This is a genomic window from Maritimimonas sp. 2210JD6-3 (assembly GCF_056591795.1).
In genome coordinates this window covers 12,733-28,550 of sequence record NZ_JBWQOJ010000040.1, presented here as the reverse complement: position 1 = coordinate 28,550, position 15,818 = coordinate 12,733, and the positions used below count along the sequence as shown (strand labels likewise).

At 32.9% G+C, this 15,818-nt stretch carries 14 protein-coding genes; 4 read left to right on the top strand and 10 right to left on the bottom strand.

Translation table 11 applies throughout. The features are described from left to right. Position 1: 1 nt before the first annotated feature. The 5 genes from AC1EUY_RS13775 to AC1EUY_RS13755 all read right to left on the bottom strand — a co-directional run bounded on the left by AC1EUY_RS13775 (position 2) and on the right by AC1EUY_RS13755 (position 4,897). Positions 2-352, bottom strand: coding sequence for a hypothetical protein (locus AC1EUY_RS13775; protein ID WP_480196126.1), 351 nt, complete (start codon positions 350-352; stop codon positions 2-4). 78 nt (positions 353-430) lie between these two features. Further along, on the bottom strand, positions 431-2,464 hold the full coding sequence (locus tag AC1EUY_RS13770) for a kojibiose hydrolase (protein WP_480196125.1): 2,034 nt from the start codon (positions 2,462-2,464) through the stop codon (positions 431-433). Positions 2,465-2,747: 283 nt separating this feature from the next. Next, on the bottom strand, positions 2,748-3,434 hold the full coding sequence (locus AC1EUY_RS13765) for an arylamine N-acetyltransferase family protein (RefSeq protein ID WP_480196124.1): 687 nt from the start codon (positions 3,432-3,434) through the stop codon (positions 2,748-2,750). A gap of 183 nt (positions 3,435-3,617) precedes the next feature. Then, the gene (locus AC1EUY_RS13760; protein WP_480196123.1) at positions 3,618-4,241 is read right to left on the bottom strand and encodes a DUF2490 domain-containing protein; all 624 of its coding nucleotides are present in this window, start codon (positions 4,239-4,241) and stop codon (positions 3,618-3,620) included. Positions 4,242-4,243: 2 nt separating this feature from the next. Then, positions 4,244-4,897, bottom strand: a complete 654-nt coding sequence (locus AC1EUY_RS13755; protein WP_480196122.1) for an alpha/beta hydrolase — start codon at positions 4,895-4,897, stop codon at positions 4,244-4,246. 978 nt (positions 4,898-5,875) lie between these two features. Here AC1EUY_RS13755 and AC1EUY_RS13750 point away from each other — a divergent pair. Then, positions 5,876-7,507, top strand: a complete 1,632-nt coding sequence (locus tag AC1EUY_RS13750) for an aminopeptidase P N-terminal domain-containing protein (protein ID WP_480196121.1) — start codon at positions 5,876-5,878, stop codon at positions 7,505-7,507. On the opposite strand, the gene lysA is transcribed toward AC1EUY_RS13750, so the two are convergent. The 4 genes from lysA to AC1EUY_RS13730 form a co-directional block, all read right to left on the bottom strand. Next, a complete protein-coding gene (gene lysA / locus AC1EUY_RS13745; protein WP_480196120.1) occupies positions 7,504-8,709 on the bottom strand; it encodes a diaminopimelate decarboxylase in 1,206 nt (401 codons plus the stop codon). The two genes, AC1EUY_RS13750 and lysA, sit on opposite strands and share 4 nt — an antisense overlap. A 73-nt stretch (positions 8,710-8,782) precedes the next feature. Further along, the gene (gene pepT, locus AC1EUY_RS13740; protein ID WP_480196119.1) at positions 8,783-10,030 is read right to left on the bottom strand and encodes a peptidase T; all 1,248 of its coding nucleotides are present in this window, start codon (positions 10,028-10,030) and stop codon (positions 8,783-8,785) included. Between the two features lie 48 nt (positions 10,031-10,078). Then, on the bottom strand, positions 10,079-10,642 hold the full coding sequence (locus AC1EUY_RS13735; RefSeq protein ID WP_480196118.1) for a hypothetical protein: 564 nt from the start codon (positions 10,640-10,642) through the stop codon (positions 10,079-10,081). Between the two features lie 3 nt (positions 10,643-10,645). After that, positions 10,646-11,683, bottom strand: coding sequence for a WD40/YVTN/BNR-like repeat-containing protein (locus AC1EUY_RS13730; RefSeq protein WP_480196117.1), 1,038 nt, complete (start codon positions 11,681-11,683; stop codon positions 10,646-10,648). Between the two features lie 72 nt (positions 11,684-11,755). On the opposite strand from AC1EUY_RS13730, the gene AC1EUY_RS13725 reads away from it, so the two are divergent. Further along, the gene (locus AC1EUY_RS13725; protein WP_480196116.1) at positions 11,756-12,658 is read left to right on the top strand and encodes a patatin-like phospholipase family protein; all 903 of its coding nucleotides are present in this window, start codon (positions 11,756-11,758) and stop codon (positions 12,656-12,658) included. Between the two features lie 38 nt (positions 12,659-12,696). On the opposite strand, the gene AC1EUY_RS13720 is transcribed toward AC1EUY_RS13725, so the two are convergent. Then, on the bottom strand, positions 12,697-13,113 hold the full coding sequence (locus AC1EUY_RS13720; RefSeq protein WP_480196115.1) for a hypothetical protein: 417 nt from the start codon (positions 13,111-13,113) through the stop codon (positions 12,697-12,699). Between the two features lie 109 nt (positions 13,114-13,222). On the opposite strand from AC1EUY_RS13720, the gene AC1EUY_RS13715 reads away from it, so the two are divergent. Together AC1EUY_RS13715 and AC1EUY_RS13710 are read left to right on the top strand one after the other, a co-directional pair. Then, complete coding sequence (locus AC1EUY_RS13715; protein ID WP_480196114.1) at positions 13,223-14,350, top strand: vWA domain-containing protein; 1,128 nt, start codon at positions 13,223-13,225, stop codon at positions 14,348-14,350. Positions 14,351-14,352: 2 nt separating this feature from the next. Then, positions 14,353-15,816 (top strand): sigma 54-interacting transcriptional regulator, encoded by a 1,464-nt coding sequence (locus AC1EUY_RS13710; RefSeq protein WP_480196113.1) that lies wholly within the window; start codon positions 14,353-14,355, stop codon positions 15,814-15,816. The last annotated feature ends 2 nt before the right edge of the window (positions 15,817-15,818 follow it).

The window sequence follows — 15,818 nt, the reverse complement described above, 5'->3', positions numbered from 1 at the left end:
ATTATAAAATTTGCTTGTCTTTTAATAATGTGATTATAATTACCAATAGAAAAACACCTACAGCGATAATTATTAAAGGAAATTTTATTTTGAAGTCATTATTGTCAACGATAATCTTATAAGTCTCTCTATTTTGTATAAATAGAATAGAGATTCGATCATTATACTCCTTATGACTCTTGCCTTGATTTAATTCTTGGATGACTTCTTTGCCTTTTCTGTCTTTAAAGGATACAATTGGGTAATAAGTAGTTTGTGCAATCCCATCGTTAGTAGATTTAGTGATTTTATAATCAATAATTTTTGCATTAGCTCGTAATCCTTTTTTGTTAAATATAATGGTTTCAACCATCAATTTTATTCCATAAAAAGTGATTAAAATACCTATACCAAGAAGAATAAACCCAATTATTTTAAATTCTAACAACTGCTATTTTTCTATTATAAAAGTCTTTTTATCGATGCCAATTCCTTTAAGGGTTAGCGATTTCCATTCTTTAGGTAATGAGGTTTTTAAAGTTACAATTCCATCTTCTGTAATATCAAGACCGCCAATACCAAAAATCACCGATTGCAAAGTGCCACCTGCACCCGTTGCAAAATACGGATTGGTACCACCCGCTGTTTCTGCTAACACATTAAACGGTGGTAATTCATTAGGTTCATAACTCTTTTTAAACATTTTGTAGGCTTTCTCTGTTTCGCCTAAACGCGCGTACAACACAGCTAAAATGGCACCACCCATAGCAGGACCATCGGGTGCCAATCTGGGCTCATAATATTGTAAGTCTTTAAGAATAGACTCTTTTTCTGAGACAATCTTTAACGGATAGGCAAGTAGGTTTACGTCAGCTTGCTTAATCATTGCTCCGTTGTAGGTTTCATTTTCTTTGGTAGTACCGTCTGGAAATTTTAAAATCGGAATGTTAGCAGCTACATGTCGCCAATCTGAATTGGCTTGTTTGCCTAATTTTTCTGCTGCTAACGAAGCATATTCTAATACGGTTTTTACCATACCGTTGGTAAAAGCATTATTGTTGATATTTTCTTCCCATTCATTGGCGCCGATCACATTATTAATCTCGTAGCGTCCTTCACCTTTGCGTTCTACGCGACTTGCCCAAAAATCGGCTACTTCTTTTAATACCGGATATCCTCTTGTTTCTAACCATTGTAGATCTTTGGTTACCTCGAAGTATTTCCAAAAAGCCCAACCTACAGTTGCTGAGATATGTTGTTGAAAGGGCCCAGTTAATGCCCATACAGGTGTATCTTCAGAGCCATTTTCGGCAGACTCCCACGGAAACATCGCACCATCATACCCATGTGCAAAAGCATTCTCTTTAGCAGCATCTAATCGTTCAAAACGGTATTCTAGTAATGATTTCGCAATATCTGGTTGTAAAGCGAGTAATGGAGGATACATCCATAATTCGGTATCCCAGAATACATGCCCGTTATAACCAAGACCCGATAAACCCATGGGAGATAATGAATAAGCAGTGCCTTTTCTCGCAAACGAATATAGATGGTATATTGCTGAACGAATAGCTTTTTGCGAAGCTAAATCACCTTCTATGATGATATCACTTTTCCATAGTTTGTTCCAAGCATTTTCATGTGCAGTTTCTAGTCGTTTTATGCCTTCTAATTTTGCGTAAATAGTTAAACGTTCGGCTTCATTATGCGGATCATTGTTATGCACCGAAGAAAGTGTTGAACCTACTAATGCAAACCGATAGGTTTCACCTTTTTTTAATTGCTTTTTAAACTTCATGAGGTGCATATTATAGTCCCAATCTTCATGAATGATTTTAGGCTGCTTACCATGCTTTTCTGGAAATATAAAAGATGTAGCAGCTGCCAATTTTTTATCACCAGGGCTAGAAGCCACTGACGACATGAGTTCAATTAACACATGAGGTCTGTCTATTTCAGAATACAAATTGCGTACATCTTTTAGGTGATTAGGTGAAAAAATAAAATTGATAGGTACAATTTCTACATCTTTCTTGGCAGTAATCTCTACAATAGCCATAGCGGTGTAGGGCAGGTTGCGTAATGACATTAATTCTTGTTTCACCGCCACTTTACCTAACACATCAAAAGTTGTCATGAGTTTTGCATGCTTCATATCTAGCGTTTGTGCATAGTTTTGAATGCTATTTCTATCAATACGCCTATTATCAACTTCTAAATGCATGTTCATATGACTAAAAGATTTTAGTATATTACTCACACGACCTCGTTGGTAATAATCGTAAACACCATTTAAAATAACTTCTTCAACTTTTAAAGGTTCTGGTGATGATACCATGCCTACCATACCATTAGCGACCGTAACACCGTAGTAGTTATTAGGATCGATATTTTTTGCCACGATATGCCACGGTGATTTGGTAAAATCTTGCGCAAAAAATAAGGTACTTGTAAGAGCTAGGAGTAAGAATACTTTGATTTTCATTGTCTTGAATTAGTTAAAAATGGAGTTAACTAAATTCGGGATTATTTTTGATAAATCAAAAAACGAATATTTGGAGTTTTGCTTATAGTCTCGGCTATGGTTAGCACGAGAATTAAAAAGCAATTAATTTCCGATTAAGCACATAACCAAAACTTTTTATTTTGTTTTATCTTTTTCTTTATAAAGCCAAATCAAAAAGATTTGGCGACATCATAAATATACATAGGCTTTTCGATTTAGCCTTAAATCCTGCATTAAGTTTAGGCATTGTTAGCATACGTTATTATTGCGTTATGCCGAATTCCATTTCCAGTATATTTTTTTCCTGCTCTTTACTTTCGATAATTGATTCTACTTTGTTTCCAGATTCTTTCTCAATATATTTAGAATTAAAAATTGTTTTACGCCCATTCTTTTTCGCTATTGTGCAGACCTTATTTATCACAAAATATGAGTCTGGTGATTTTTGCTTTAATTCGCATTGAGGTAAAAATTGTTCTAACCTTTTTTCGCTTGTATCAAATACGTACTTTTTTTCAAAATCCGTTCCGTTTTCAGATTTGGATAGTAAATATGATTTTTCGTTCAAAAAGTTGATTTTGAATGTGTTGAATCCATCAATTTGTTCATTTTCTTGGTCAACTTTCAATGGTTCTAGAAACAAATCTCCAAACCCGACATCTGCAAGCCAAGATTCATTTTCAAGATTAACTATTATCGCCATATGGTCAAATTCAGGCCCAAATTTGTCGTCATCAAATATTCTGGCAGAAATCATTTTAGCATCAAAACCTAAATTTGTTAGCAGAGACAAGAACAAATAGTTCAATTCATAACAAAATCCACCTCTTTTGAATTTGACAACTTTATTGAATAAATTCGATTTTTCGAGATTAATTTTTTGTCCATTTTGAATATCTAAGTTTTCAAATGGAATAGAGAGTATATGATTTTGATGTATTTTTTTCAAGGTATTTAAGTCAGCTTTTGTTTGACCAAAAAACTTGATTCTACTTAAATATTCCTTTGTGTTCATAATGTATGCTAACGTTAAACTAAGTGGAGTTTTATTCCGTTTAGCGAGTGCTACTGAAACAAGTTCAGTACAAGTAAGCGAAGTTCGAATGTTTGTCTTCGAAAGTCAATGATTTGCTTAAATCTTTACTAACAGATTTAATAACCAAATATTATTACTGGCTTTAGGCTCTAGGTTAATACTTTCTTCTTTCCAAAGCGTAAAAGATAGGGCATAGGTGTCATTAATTTTCCAGCTTACACCTGGCATATACCGTATGCGCTGCAATTCTTCAAAACCATTAAGTCGTAACCAAGGCTCAATACCAATATAAGGTTTTACCTTACCTTTATTGTACATAAAACGCAAACTCCAACGTAAAAAATCAGGGTCTTTACGGTCGTTAATATCTAGGGCGAGGTGATATCGCAAACGATTATCGATTTTTAGCACACCTTTAGAAAAACCATAGGCAATATCTGGCCAAATAAACTGACGGGGTTTACCATCAGGTAAAAACCAAGTTCTCGATGTTAATTGCGCCGACCAACCTTTTCCTAATTTATGATTTACAAAAATATCTAAGGATGCATTCTGAAAGTTTGAAAAATCTTCATTAAATCGAAAGATAGGCTTTACATTAAAGGTAGTCTTTTCTGAGAATTTGGTTTGTAATTGTATAGAACTCCAATTAATATTATCATTTTGCGCAAACGAATACATTGCTAGCAATAGTGTTACTAAAAAAATGCTTTTTTTCATCATTATAATCGTTCTTTAATCCAGTTATTAAAGGCATAAAAATTCTGTGGTGCAACGCCATGCCCAACAGGGTATTCATAATACACATTATCAATATTTAATTTATCTAAAAATGGTTTTGCCTTTCGAGCCCAATCTACGGGTAATACCTGATCTACTGAACCGTGCGAGATAAAAAAATCTAAATTCTTATAATTCTCTGTTGTTACAGTAGTTGGTAATAATTCTTCATTAATATAACCACTCAAGGCTACTACATGTTGCACTTTTTCAGGATAATATAAAGCAACGGCATAACTTAAAATAGTGCCTTGACTAAATCCTACTAAAAAAGTGTTTTTAGGGTCTGTAGTAAACTCCGTTTTAACTTCATCGATAAATGTAGCAATAATTTCTCGTGCTTTAATGGCTTGTGGTATATCTGAAAATTTACCATCGGTATTATCAAAATGTATTGAATACCAAGCATAACTATTTGGCATTAAGGTTAATGGTGCACGGGCACTAATAATCAATAACTCATCGGGTAGTTCTTCAGCAAACGAAAAAAGATCTTGCTCGTTACTACCATAACCGTGCAATAAAATGAGTAATGGTGGTTTTTCTGAAGCGATCTTGGGTACTCTTACTAAGTATTCTAGAGATAATGTTTTCATAAAAAAAGTCGCTTTAAAGCGACTCCAAAAATATAATTATTATCCAATATATTGAGTTAAAAAACCTACTTTCATAAATAAATGCCTTCCTTTTATTTGTATCAAATAAGAATAAATACTTTTTCGTTTGCCCCAAATATATAAGCTTCTTATTCGATTTGATATTTTGATCGTTATATTCAAAGGTTACCCCGTTCTCTGGACTTGTTTTTGCCTTATCAATTTGAAGGGAAAGTGGAGATAAAATGATAAAAAGGAATAGAAATGTTGCTAAAATTAAAGTATGGTAAGTGGAGTCATAGAACCTATCATACATAGCCTTATATTTACGTTTAAACTCAAATAATAATACTAAAAAGAAAAGAAGAATAGCTGGAGAAATTGCTGCATAAAAATAAATCCAAAATTCAGTTTTTCTGAAAATAAATATTGGAATTAAACCAATCAATGTTAATAATGTTAATCACGTTATTGGGCTAAATAACTTCAGATACGTTTTTAATCTATTTTTAAAGTTTTTTGTATCTAGAGTAGAATCAAGCAAATTACTTTTCGATTCCTCTTACGCCCTCGAACTTATCAAAAAGTTGAATAGAATCAATGCTATTACTATGAACCCATATTTCACCAAATCTGGTAAAAATAATACTAGTATTTCTGTAAAATCCAAGTATTTGTTTATCGAGATATTAAAATGCTTATAAAACAATGATAATTTTAAATATCCACACAAAATTATTAGATTACCCAACGTATGGTAAGACAATTTTAAGAATGTGTTTTTTCAATATCATTGGAATGCTTGCTAACGTAAAGATATGGTTCCGTTTTAATGAACTAAAGCGACTGATAAGTGAAGTTTGAAGAAATTTCATTAAGAAACAAACTAAACTGTACTTTGATCTATCTTAATTTTAGCATTTTATTCACAAACGCAAACCATAAAAAATGTAAATTTAACCACCAAAAATTTAAAAAATGCTTAGAGTATTCTTATCTATTATATTAATTTTTTCTGTTTCATTACTAAGTATAGCGCAAGATCTAGTGCCCCAAGACTTTCTATCTAAAGAATTTCATAAAGATAGGAGAGTGGCACTACGTAAAAACATGCCAAAAAACAGTGTTGCTGTATTCTTTGCGAACCCTGTTCGCAACAGGGCTAACGATGTTGACTATGTATATCATCAAGACCCAAACTTTTATTATTTAACAGGTTATAGAGAACCCAATGCAGTTTTGGTTGTTTTTTCAGAACCGCAAAATCAAGATGGTGATACTATAAATGAACTTATCTATGTACAAAGTAAGAACCCTTTAGCCGAAATGTGGACAGGAAGACGTTTGGGAATTGAAGGTACAAAAAGCAAACTAGGCATTGAAAATACGTTTAACGGAGAAGATTTTAAAAACCTAAATATCGATTTTAAACAATTTGATAAAGTGTTGATTTTCGATTTTAAGGATGATTATAGAAACGGTAGAAGTCAAGCGGACATCTTCGACTTAGTGAATCAGTTTAAGCAAAAAGCTAACTATAATAAGAATTTACTACCAAACCCTAACAGAGATAGAGCCTATCAAATGATTAAGGCTACAAGTATTGAAAATAGTGCTAATGTAGCACAGAATTTAGGTCGCTATATGGATTATTATACCGAGCTCAAAAAAGATGAACTCTTGATGGGATTTAAAGATGCTGCTAATGAAGATTTACGAAAAGAGTTCAAACAAAAAATAACCATGCGGTTAGAAAAGAAACCTGAAACCAATATCGATATTCAAACCTTAGGTAGATTAATGGGTTCTTTGCGAGAAATCAAATCGAAAGAAGAATTAAAACTACTCAAAAAGGCTGTTGAAATTTCTGCCGTGGGTCAAATTGAAATTATGAAAGCTATGCATCCTAATATGTCTGAAACTGAAATTCAAGGTGTGCATGAATTTGTTTATAAAAAATATGGTGCAGAATATGAAGGGTATCCTTCTATTGTAGGTGGCGGAAATAATGGTTGTATTCTTCACTACATAGAAAATAATAAAACGAAAGTAGGTGATGACCTGGTACTTATGGATTTAGGTGCTGAATACAGAGGATATACAGCCGATGTTACCAGAACAATTCCAGCAAATGGAAAATTTTCTCCCGAGCAAAAGGCAATTTATGATTTGGTATATGAAGCGCAAGAAGCTGGGATTGCTGAGGCTAAAATAGGCAATGCATTTAATGCGCCAAATGCTGCTACAAGAAGTGTAATTAATGAAGGTTTGGCAAAGTTAGGAATACTAAGCTCAAAAGATGAAAAGCATAACTATTACCCTCACGGTTCTTCGCACTATATAGGTTTAGACGTGCACGATCCTGGTAATTATGGCCCGTATAAAGCAAATATGGTCATAACCGTAGAACCTGGTATTTATATACCCGAAGGAAGTCCTTGTGATAAAAAATGGTGGGGGATTGCCGTAAGAATAGAAGACGATATTCTCATCACTGAAAATGGTCCTGTAAACTTATCGGCTATGGCACCAAGAAAATCTGAAGAAATTGAAAAAATAATGAAAGAATCTAGTGTTTTAAATGAATTCAAGTTACCTAAAATCGATTAAATTTCAATAATTTTTTGATTCTTTAAAATATCATCGAAAGTTTCTCGTTCTCTGATAAGATAATCTTTACTCTTCAAGATTAACACTTCGGCAGGGCGGTAACGAGAGTTGTAATTCGAAGCCATTGAAAAACAATAGGCGCCAGCATTATTAAAGCATAAGATATCGCCCTCGCTGATTTCATTTATCCTACGATTGGCTCCTAAAGTATCGGTCTCACATATATACCCAACAACACTGTAAAAACGTTCTTTTCCTTTTGGATTTGAAATATTTTCAATATGGTGATACGCATCGTAAAACATCGGTCTAATTAAATGGTTCATGCCACTATCAACACCTGCAAATACGGTAGAAGTTGTCTGCTTCACAACATTTACTTGTACTAAAAATTTACCAGCTTCACTCACTAAAAACTTGCCTGGCTCAAACATTAAGGTTAATTCTTTACCGATTTCTTTACAAAAATCATTGAATCTTTTCGATAATTTTTTACCCAACTCTAAAATATCAGTTTGAATATCATGTTCTTTATAAGGCACTTTAAATCCACTACCAAAATCAATGTATTCTAAATCTTTAAAAGAAGCGGCGGCATTAAACAGTATTTCGGTAGCTCTTAAAAAAGCATCAACATCGTAAATATCAGATCCTGTATGCATATGAATACCATTGATTAGCATACCTGTATTTTCAACAACTCGATGTATATGAGGTAATTGATGTATAGAAATACCAAATTTAGAATCTATATGACCTACAGAAATTTTACTATTACCTCCCGCCATGACATGCGGATTGATTCTAATACATACTGGGGCTTTTGGATACTTTTGTCCAAATTGTTCAAGAATGGATATATTATCTATATTGATTTGAACTCCTAATTTCATCGCTTTTTCTATTTCAGTCAATGAAACCCCATTTGGAGTATAAATAATATGCTCTGGTTTAAAACCGGCTAACAACCCAAGTCGTACCTCTTGAATAGATACGGTGTCTATTCCGGAGCCAAAACTCTTAAAAAGTTTTAACACACTTACATTAGAAAGAGCTTTTACAGCATAGTTAATGCGTAAGTTTTTTACTTTTGAAAACGCACCCGTTAATTTTTTGTATTGACTTTCAATTTTAGCCGCATCATACACATATAAGGGGCTGCCATACTTTTCTGCTAAGGCTACTAAAACTTCTCTTTTCATTTCTTGAAATTATAATGACAAAAATATATGAAGGGAAACTATTTAAAAAACCAACAATAAATTATAACTAATATTAGCCGTTTTGTTTATTTTTAGCATGTAAAGCCGTTATCGCTGCAATTTTAACAATAACTTCAACAGCTTTCTCCATAGATTCTACAGGTACATATTCGTACTTACCATGAAAGTTATGCCCGCCAGCAAAAATATTTGGGCAAGGCAATCCTTTATATGATAGTTGAGAGCCATCAGTACCACCGCGAATTGCTTTTATTAAAGGTGTTATAGCTAGTTCTTTCATAGCCTGTTCTGCAATATCGATTATATGCATAACGGGTTCAATTTTTTCTTTCATATTGTAGTATTGGTCTTTGATTTCAACCTTTACCAATTCTTTACCTAGTTTTTTGTTGATGCGCTCGGCCGTTTTAGCAAAAAGTACTTTTCTATCCTCAAATAATTGCATATCATGATCGCGGATGATGTATTGTAATTCTGTTTTTTCAACGCTTCCTTTCATATCATATAAGTGAAAAAAACCTTCATAACCACTTGTTTCTTGCGGAATTTCTTTCGCAGGAAGTGCGTTTATGAATTCATTAGCAATCAGCATAGAATTTATCATCTTTCCTTTTGCATACCCAGGATGCACAATTTTACCTTCTATAATTACTTTGGCGCCAGCAGCGTTAAAATTTTCATATTCTAACTCACCAATTTGACTTCCATCCATCGTGTAAGCCCATTCGACCCCAAATTTATCAACATCAAATAAATGCGCTCCTTTACCAACTTCTTCGTCTGGTGTAAAAGCAATACGAATCGTACCATGCTTGATTTCAGGATGCATTATAAGATACTCCATCGCCGTAACTATTTCAGTGATACCTGCTTTATCATCCGCTCCGAGTAGGGTAGTGCCGTCTGTTGTAATAAGTGTTTGCCCCTTATAAAGTAAGAGATCTTCGAAATAATCTGGAGATAATACTATGTTTTGTTCAGCGTTTAAAATAATATCGTTACCGTCATAGTTCTTGTGAATTTGGGGATTTACATTTTTACCTGTAAAATCTGGGCTCGTATCTATATGCGAAATGAATCCAATGGTTGGTACTTCATGATCAAGGTTTGAAGGCAATGTAGCCATGATATAGCAATTATCATCTAATGAAATATCTTGCAAACCTATTTCTTTTAGCTCGTCAACCAAAATTTTTGCTAGATTCCATTGTGTTTCTGTACTTGGGAAGTCAGGATTATTAGGGTCAGATTCGGTATCTATTTTTGCGTATTTTATAAAACGTTCTGTTATTTTTTTCATTATAGAGGTATTATCTATTTAGTTTACTTCAAAAAAGGATATAAAATATTATTCAATAAAATTTATTTTCTGGGCTAAATTTATAGCTTCACAAAAACGTTGTTCTACATTTTCATCTCCATATAATTTTGTATTTATGGTATAATATTCGTCTGCCGCTGTCTTAATATAGATTTGTAAATTATTATGGTCATATTTTCCTTTTTTACCTTTAGAGAGTGTCCAATAACACGGTTTTTCTTTGAATTTACTAAAGTTAGATTTTACTATAGTTAATTGTTCAACAATCGCTAAAGTATCGCTTACGCGTTTAGCAAAGTCAGCATTTAAGTTTAACTCTCCTTGGTGCCAAGACACATCTAAAATATAGGTATTTGTTAAATTTTTTGTGGTGTCTGCACTATATATTTGTGATTGAAATTCATCATAATACAACTGTGTTTTCCAACTTTTTGGAATATCAATTCTAAACTTTTTCAACACATCTCTATATTCTTTAAGTTCATATTGATGTGCCCTTTTATTACAATTAAATTCCGACAATAAATCATCTTTTTTACATGAACTTAGTAGTATAAATAAGGTGATCGATGCAAAAAGTAATCTTCTCATAAGTTATTTTAGTATTAGTTTTCCTATTTTGTTTTTGCCAGCCAGCCATGCTAAATTTCTATTGACAAATTGTATTGTGTAATATTCATCTGTACTTACTTTTTTCCAAGTAAGACCTGAGTCGTTAGAATACGATATTCCAGTTGTCCCAACAGCAAATAATTCTTTCCCTTGTGTATCTGGAACATATTGAACGCAGCTTTTATAACCAGGTTCAGCACCATCAGCTACAAGTCTCCATGTTTTACCACCGTCCTTGGTAATCGCTTTATTTGAAGTATTTCTATCTTTATTTTCCCAATCACCACCTATAATGATTCCATCATGGTCATTATAAAAGTCAACGCTGTAAATTCCAGTCATAGTACTACCTTGAATGATGGGTGTGTCATAGACTGACCATGTTTTTCCCATATCCGATGAGTGAAAAACTCTAGCTTTTTTACCACCCGTTACGATCCAAGCATTTTTTTTATATGTCGCAATATTGGTATTACTTGCCGCAAAAGCAGCCTCACCGTCTTCAGTTTTTGGTACATCTTCACAAGAAATTTTTTGCCATGTAGTGCCACCATCATTGGTTAAAATTATAGACAAACAATCCTCGGTAGGATCCCCCATAGCAATCCCATTTTTCTCATCGAAAAATCTCATAGCATCATAAAATACCTTTTTATGTTCTTCTTTATAAACTAATTTACTTTTATTACCATCAACCTTATATAGTAAAGCAGGATTTCCTACAGAAAGTATAAAATTTGAAATTCCATTATTGGCTATAGCCCTAAAATGAGGAATTATTGTATCATATTTAAACTGCGGAAGTGTATGAATGGTATCATTAGAAATAGCTCCAAAATATCCATTATTTGTTGCAAAAATAGGAGAGGTGTTCTTTGAAACTGCTATAGCCCTTATACTAGCACTATCAATGCTAAATTTAATTACTTCAACAGATTCGATAGATCTAGATTCATAATTTTCTTCTTTACAACTAATAATTAGGATAAGTGCTAGAAAAAATAAGGATGGGTACTTCAAGTTTATTTATTTTGATTAGATTTATCAAAAGTAATTTTTTTAATCAAAAACAATTAACTTTCTACGTATTTTATGAGGGCTTTGGTAATATCTGGTGGAGGAAGTAAAGGTGCTTTTGCTGGGGGTGTTGCAGAATATCTTATCGAAGAGAAAAATAAAAAATATGATTTGTTTTTAGGTACTTCTACAGGAAGTTTAATGGTTACTCATTTAGCTTTAGGTAAATTACGAGAATTAAAAGCAATTTATACTACCGTAAGTCAGCGAAAAATTTTCAGCAATAACCCATTTGTGGTTAAAACTGTACATGGCGAAAAAGTGGTCAGCGTAAATCACTTTAATACTTTATGGAATTTTATCAATGGCCGTAAAACCTTTGGAGAAAGTAAAAACCTTCGGCGTTTTATTAAGCGTTATGTAACAGAGAGTTATTTTAATATTATTAAAGCATCTAATAAAGATGTAATCATTACAGTTTCTAATCTCACAACGAATGAAGTAGAATATAAATCAATTAAAGATTGGGAATATGATGATTTTTGTGACTGGATATGGGGCTCTTGTAATTATGTACCCTTTATGAGTGTGTTGCAAAAAAATAATTGTGAATATGCTGATGGTGGTTTTGGATGTATTGTACCTATAAGAGAAGCTATCTTAAGAGGTGCTACTGAAGTAGATGCCATAATTTTAGAGACCGAAGTTTCTAAAATGAACCGATTACCTTCAAAAAATCCGTTCTCATTAATGGAAAGTGTATTTGGTTTTATGCTCGATCATGTAGAGCGTCATAATGTGACTATCGGTAAATTAGAAGCCAAACATAAAGGTGTGAAGCTTAACTTGTTTTATACACCTACTGTTTTAACAACGAATTCTTTAGTGTTTAATAAGAAATTGATGAAAAAATGGTGGGCATACGGTTATAACTATGCTAATACACAATTTAAAGATCTTAATAAATTAAAAGACTAAAAGCGTTTTGAAAAATGCTTTTAGTCTTTTAGGTTATTTTATTTCAACCAATCTTTGTTAACACTATTTTTTGCAAACCAAACCAAAAAAAGTGAAACAATAACAATCAATGGCGTCATCGCATTAGCCATTTTTAATGAAAACGTTAGGTAACTCATTTGAATAATTACTGCAATTAAAGAAATTAATAAGACCGTGTAGGCTAGTTTCTTTTTTAATAATAGAAGAATACATCCAATAAGTCCTGCAAATACGGCTATAGCAAAAGACGCTATATACCAGGATGGAATATCAGTGTATAAGGCTTGTTCAGCTTCAGGTAACGCAGCAATTGCTTCATCAGTCATATACGCTTGCTGCAAATAAGCATATACACCAGCACTGTTCCATAATAATGCAACAACACTTACGATCCAAAACCAAACGGGTACTTTATTTGTTAATTGATTGTTCATAGTTTTAATAATTAATTGGTTAATAATAGTTTACAATTGCAATTTATAAAATTTTCTTAATGTCTATCCTAAAATTGTTTTCGGTACTATATTGTCGTATTTTTATAGAGTGAATTCAATTTTTAAAAAAGGGTTACGGTTTGAAACGTATGAGGCTCCAAGTAAATCGCCTTTCGATGCACTATTCGATATTTTTAAGGAGCTCATTACACATACTTCAGGTGATGTTGATGAAGCCTTAGATTGGCTCAAGCAACTAGATGAAGAATATAATCTTACTACACCCGAATATACTCTTGATGATTTTGTAGAAGATCTTAAGAAAAAAGGATATTTGAGAGAAGAAATAGAAAATCTGAATGGTCAAGGCGGTTTAAAAATTACGGCTAAGACAGAACAAGAAATTCGTCAGCGTGCTTTAGATCAAATTTTTGGAAAACTACGTAAAAGTCAAAAAGGAAATCATAAAACTAATACTATTGGGCAAGGTGATGAAGAAACAGGTGAGTTTAGAAAATACCGTTTTGGTGATTCTTTAGATCAGATTTCTATGACTGAAAGTATTAAAAATGCTCAAGTAAATCATGGTATTGATAATTTCTCGTTGCATGAAAACGATCTTGTAGTAGGGGAAACCAATTTTAAGGCTCAGATGAGCACTGTGTTGATGATCGATATTAGTCATAGCATGATATTGTATGGAGAAGATCGAATAACACCCGCAAAAAAAGTGGCTATGGCGTTGGCAGAATTAATAACGACAAGATATCCTAAAGACACCTTAGACATTCTTGTTTTTGGTAATGATGCCTGGCCAATTGCTATAAAAGATCTACCATATTTAAAAGTAGGGCCCTATCATACGAATACAGTAGCTGGTTTACAGTTAGCGATGGATTTACTTCGTCGTAAACGAAATACCAATAAACAAATTTTTATGATCACAGATGGTAAACCGAGCTGTATGCGCTTATCTGATGGTACGTATTATAAAAATAGTAACGGACTCGATAAACACATTGTTGAACGATGCTATACCATGGCGAGTCAAGCTAGAAAATTGCACATACCCATTACTACATTTATGATTGCACAAGACCCGTATTTGATGCAATTTGTACAGCATTTTACAGAAGCCAATCAAGGAAAAGCATTTTATACAGGGCTAAAAGGGTTGGGTGAAATGATATTTGAAGATTATGAACAGAATAGAAAAAAAAGATTAAGAGGTTATTAACTATGAATTATAAAGAGATTACGTCATTAAAAGCGTTAAAGAAAGCGGGGTACCAATCAATTTCTATAAAAGACGAACTTAGAAAGAATTTAATTGAAAAAATAAAGAAGGGAGAAACAGTTTTCGAAGGAGTTTGGGGCTATGAAAATTCTGTAATTCCTGAATTAGAAACTGCTATCTTATCACGTCATAATATTAATCTATTAGGCTTAAGAGGCCAGGCCAAAACGCGTTTAGCCAGACTTATGATTAATTTATTAGATGAATATATACCTGTTGTAGAAGGTTCAGAAATTAATGATGATCCTTTTCATCCTATTTCTAGATATGCTCAAAATTTAATTACTGAAAAAGGGGAAAATACACCAATTACTTGGATGCATCGTAGTGAAAGATTCTATGAAAAATTAGCAACTCCAGATGTTACTGTGGCTGATCTTATAGGTGACGTCGATCCTATAAAGGCAATGAATTTAAAGCTTACGTATGCAGACGATCGTGTCATTCATTTCGGAATGATTCCAAGAGCGAATCGTTCAATTTTTGTAATTAATGAATTACCCGATTTACAAGCTAGGATTCAAGTGTCACTATTCAATATTTTACAAGAAGGCGATATTCAGATTCGTGGTTTTAAATTGCGACTGCCTCTTGATATTCAGTTTATTTTTACAGCCAATCCTGAAGATTATACGAATAGAGGTAGTATTGTTACGCCTTTAAAAGATCGTATTGGTTCTCAAATTCTTACACATTATCCTCAAAATATAGAAATAGCACAGCAAATAACACAGCAAGAAGCCAATTTAGTGAACCAACAAAAAGACGCTTTATATGTGCCTCAACTCGCTAAGGAATTGGTAGAACAAGTGAGTTTTGAAGCTAGAGAAAGTGAATATATCGATGCTAAAAGTGGGGTTAGTGCTAGAATGAGTATTACCATTTTTGAAAATTTATTAAGTACCGCTGAACGAAGAAGCCTCATGAACGACGATGTTGCGACTTCAATACGATTAATGGATTTTCTGGGTGTTATTCCAGCAATAACCGGAAAAGTAGAATTGGTATATGAAGGGGAACAAGAGGGAGCTTCTTCGGTGGCTCAAATTCTATTGGGTAATGCGATTAAAACATTGTTTCTAGATTATTTTCCTGAAGTAAAAAAATTAGTGCATCATGGTGATGTTACACCTTATGATGCGATTGTCGAATGGTTTTATAAACAAGAAGATGTTGAGCTGTTAGATGATATGAATGATAGTTTGTATAAAGATCAATTAGATTTTATTAAACCATTAGATGTGCTAATTGCAGATTATCAACCAGATTTTCCTGAAAAGGATAGTTACTTTCTAAAAGAATTTATTTTATGGGGATTGGTTGAGTTTAAAAAACTACATAAAAAACGTTTTACAAAAGGAATTCAGTTCAACGATACCTTAGGAGATTATATAAGAAACATTTAAAC